Below are 4,372 nucleotides of genomic sequence, written 5' to 3'. Positions count from 1 at the left end.
GGTATTGCCGCACCAAAGCCTGAGTAATGCTGCCAGTCATACCTGTCCCGTGATGATCTGAAGAGGAATTTCGCCACACAGGCGCCGTGAGGGAGCGATACGCGCCCCCCCGGCTTCGAAGCCCGGCAGGCCGACGCGGCCATCAGCGGCGCTCACCCCCGTCATCGACAGGCCGCCGCATGGTCACGTTGGGAAACGGCACTGTTGCGCCTGCCATGAACCTGGGAGCGTCCTGCATCGCCCTGCACCCCATGCCAAGGGCGTGGATCTTATCCCGCTCCCCCTATGCGCTCAAGCACGACTACTCAGTCCCTTTTCGCCTTCCGGCTGGAATATTGCGCACCTGGAACTGCGTGTGATACGTTCAACCAGCGCCGCAACACTACCGTAGAACGTTAAATCTATGAATTGATAAGGACCTCCTTCCCCGCCGGTCGGTGTGGCACGGTGCCACGATAGTTTTGCCGGCCATTAGATGAAGGAGAACGGCATGAACAGGGTTGTCCGTACTGGCGTTGATCTGGCGAAGAACATCATACAGCGACACGGTGTTGACGCGGCAGAGCGTGTGATGGTCAGGAAGGCTGTTTCGAGAGATCGGTTGCTCGAATGGTTTGTGAATCGCGAACCCTGTGTGATCGCCATGGAGGCATACAGTTCGGCGCATTTCTGGGCTCGCCGGGGCATCACCGTCTTGGTATGTCCGACCATTGAAGGTCCGAACCCGGTCCCATGACGAGCATCCGCGACCGACTCAACGCTCTTAATCGCCCGGGCAGACAAGGGCGGCGAGCCGTCCAAAGCACAAGCGAAATTGCTGGGTCGCAGGAGACGAATAGATGGAGCCCGGGATCTTCCACGAACTAGCTAATAAACAGAAGACAATAGTGTTGAAATCATTTCGATGGGCGTCACGGTCACAGGGCAATTGACCGATTGCATCGCATTCAGCAATTGACTAGACGAGGGTAAGGACACTTTCACACTTATGTCAGCAGGGGGATCGCAAGCCGTGGGGACGTAAATGCCGAACCAGGCCATATTGTTTTTCTGTGAGAGAGTCACTGGCAGTGGCGCTCCCAGCAAGTTGGTAAAATAGGTTCTCCCGGAGTAGTTCACAAAGGTCGGTTGGGACTTACCCTTCGCATCATCGGCTAGCACCTTGGGAAAGCCGCGAATACTGCAGGCCGACGTGCCGGTGTATTTGATCAGATATGTAATTAGCGCCTGAGACATGCCACCGTCGCCTACATTTCCCTTCGTGACAGATAATTCCGACGGCGCGCATTCCGGCAACGATTGATCGAGATTAATGGCCAGATCGGTCACGTCCTGTATCCGCTGCGCAATGGCTTTTGCGACACACGAGGCCAGTTTCTCCTTGTCTTGAGGACATTGGGAAGCCGTCTGCGGAAACGCCGCCTCCTGTGTTACGAACGCCAGGCGCCAGCTGGGCTTCAGCCGCGATTGCACTTTTCGAGCCTGGTTCTCAATCTGGCGGACAGTGTCGAAAAGATGCTGATCGCTACACACTACGTTCTTGAATGCAGCATCCGTCAAGGGAACGGACGAATCACCGCACCGTGGAACGATGCTCCTTTTCGCCGCCTCGATGGAGGTGGCAGCGTCGATCTGCATCGAGGACAACGCGCCCAGCATGTCCCGATACGCCTTCACCAGGCAGCCGACATTTCCACCACACATATCGCGCCTACCAAGCAGCCAAGCCTGCTGCAGCCGCATAGCTTCGTTTCTGACCGCTGGCGACGTCGTCGCTGGCCCAGACAACTTCTTGTAGGTCGCGGCCAACCTTTCATCGAGCTCGGCTAGTTCGGGCGTGGAACAGATGGCCCACTCGGCATCAATCTCGGCATGATGACAATCGAAGCTTTGGGGCCAACCCGTTCGGGGAGCGATCATAAGCCATAGGAACGCCCCTAGTACAACTGGTCTCATTCTTTTCGCATCGTTCATTCTGCTGCCCCGATAAAGAAAAGCGCGATAAATCGCCTTAACGACCCTGGAGATTACGTGAGAAATTTGGTACCACGGCTTCGGCGCTATCGCATCACCACCGTCGAGGGGCGAGATGTAACGGCATCGGGCGCGCTGTGAATTACCCTTTGACCTCTTTCAGTAACGAGGATATGGCATTGATCCAACCGAGACACAGTGGGGGTCGGAAAACGCTCCGACAGGCTAAAAACCTCTCTCGTGAGACCCGGGAGCGGTTTGCCGAGCTCACGCGTCGACCACACAGGCAGACGCGCTTCCTCACTTCGATAGCCACACAGGGTATTCCGCGAGCGCTTGTGCTTGGCGAGCCAATGACTAATAGCTTCGCTGTCTGTGTCCGCTGCAATTCGCCGATTTGAATCGCGGGCGCGATTGGCGCTGTCACGATCCTCGGGGGCGAGAAGCAATAGAAATGACGACATCAATTCAAAGGCTGACGCGGGCGAATTCATGGCGGGCGTGCATGGCGGCGACAAAGCTAGATTGTACATTCTGTATTCTCCCAGACTACGGGCGTTATTATATTTCCGTACTTCAATAAAAACGACAAAATCAGAATAACTATTCATATAAATTTTCACGAAAAATCGTGACCGGAAATTTCGGGTTATCGTGCAAATAATTTCGGTTAATCGATTAAAGTCATTCCATTACACACAAGTCTGATGCTCAACCTCGCTGGCATGTACCTGATGCCAGCAACGAGGTCCACCATCCGCTGTATGCCTGGCCAGATGGTTTTGACGTCCGGTTCGCCATCGCCTTTGCGCGCGAGGAAGCCGCCGAGCCTGGCGACGAGTCGTACGGCTCTGGCGAAAATGGCACGTGAAAATGGTTAAGGTGTTGGACTGAACGAACTGATGGTCGCCAATGAATAGGCTGAAGAGTCTTGACGAGTTGTTCGATGGAACATACTTTGATGGCGAGATCATCATTCTGCGTGTCCGCCGCTGGTACCTCCGCTACAAACTCAGTCTGCGGGATCCTGTCGAGATGATGGCTGAACGCGGATTGTCGCTCGCAGACACGACAATCCCGCGCTGGGTGCAACGTCATACGCCGGAATTCGTCAAGCGCTGGAATCGTTTTGATACGCCTACGGGACAGTCGTGGCGTGTCGGCGAGACCTACCTGAAGATTCGTGGCAAGTGGGCATATCTCTACTGGGCGGTTGATCGGGCTGGTCAGACGGTGGACTTCATGCTGCGCGCGCAGCGCGACGTGAAGGCGGCCAAAGCCTTCTTCAGCAAGGCCATCAAACATCACGGCCAACCACCGGAGACCATCACGCTCGATGGTTACGCAGCCTCGCACCGCGCGGTACGCGAAACGAAAGTCGACGGCCTGCTACCGGAGGATACCGCGATACGATGCTCAAAGCATTTGAATAGCCTGATCGAACAGGATCATCGTAACGTCAAGTCCAGAACGAACGTCAAGCTCGGGTTCAAACTTTTCGGGAACGCTGCGAGCACGAATTCAGAGATCGAATTGATGCATCGCATTCGCAAAGGACAATTTCGTCTTGCCAGCTTGCGACTCAAGGATACGGCTGCGCCCGCTGTCTGGAATACCGTCCTCTTTTCTCAAAAAAAATATCCTATCTATAAACATAAAATCGTTCCGTCAGGCTATTTGTACCAGAACCGTGCGCCTGCGTGGTGAGCCTTACTGGCTGTGGCGCGCGGTGGATGAGCACGGTATGGAACTAGATGTGCTGGTGCAGAAACGATGCGACCAGGGGCGGCCAGACGCTTCTTCAAACGGGCGCTGCGTGTGGCGCCCGTGCCACGCAGGATCGCAACCGACCGGTTGCGCAGCTACCCGGCGGCGAACGCGCAGATACTGAACTCGCGAGCGTCGGGCACGTGTTCGTGAAGGCCGCGGCGCGGTTGAATAACCGCGCCGAAAACAGTCACCAGCCCACGCCCCGGCGCGAACGTCATATACAGATTTTTCACGATCCGCGATCTACACAAGCGCTTCTTGCCAGCTTCAGTCCGATCCGGCAGCACTTCGCCTTGCCACAGCACTGTATGGATGCCAGTACTCACCGCGCCCTCCTCGCGCAACGCTTGGCTGCATGGCAACGCTGGACGCTCGCATTGACGGCTGCAGCATCTATCTGATGAGGATCCTTAATTTACCCCTTGCTCTGTCACCTGTATTCAGCAAGTGACAAGGCCGATTCGACCATCTTTGAGGAGCATTCTAGGACGACTAAGCTTACTGTGTCAGTGCGACGTGAAGTCGCGTAGAGGATTGTTTCACCTGGCTGCGGCCAGGAAGGAAACCGATTGTTCCGTCAATCGTACCCTACCGGTGCATGCTGGATTGGTAACGGTCTGGTGTGAAG

General features: G+C 55.6%; 2 protein-coding genes and 3 pseudogenes. 3 read left to right on the top strand and 2 right to left on the bottom strand.

The features are described from left to right. Positions 1-490: 490 nt before the first annotated feature. Complete coding sequence (locus HV796_RS40430; RefSeq protein WP_175233308.1) at positions 491-736, top strand: hypothetical protein; 246 nt, start codon at positions 491-493, stop codon at positions 734-736. 131 nt (positions 737-867) lie between these two features. Here HV796_RS40430 and HV796_RS40425 read toward each other — a convergent pair whose 3' ends face one another. Together HV796_RS40425 and HV796_RS40420 are read right to left on the bottom strand one after the other, a co-directional pair. After that, positions 868-1,974, bottom strand: a complete 1,107-nt coding sequence (locus tag HV796_RS40425; RefSeq protein WP_175233307.1) for a hypothetical protein — start codon at positions 1,972-1,974, stop codon at positions 868-870. A gap of 670 nt (positions 1,975-2,644) precedes the next feature. Next, positions 2,645-2,833: pseudogene (locus tag HV796_RS40420) on the bottom strand (IS4 family transposase); the annotation flags it as partial. 53 nt (positions 2,834-2,886) lie between these two features. On the opposite strand from HV796_RS40420, the pseudogene HV796_RS40415 reads away from it, so the two are divergent. After that, positions 2,887-3,606, top strand: a pseudogene (locus HV796_RS40415) (IS6 family transposase); the annotation flags it as partial. A 58-nt stretch (positions 3,607-3,664) separates the two neighbouring features. After that, positions 3,665-4,145: pseudogene (locus HV796_RS44985) on the top strand (DDE-type integrase/transposase/recombinase); the annotation flags it as partial. Positions 4,146-4,372 lie beyond the last annotated feature (227 nt).

The sequence above is a fragment of the Paraburkholderia humisilvae genome (assembly GCF_902859855.1).
GTDB classification, from domain to species: Bacteria; Pseudomonadota; Gammaproteobacteria; order Burkholderiales; family Burkholderiaceae; genus Paraburkholderia; species Paraburkholderia humisilvae.
This window is presented reverse-complemented; position numbering and strand designations above follow the sequence as displayed.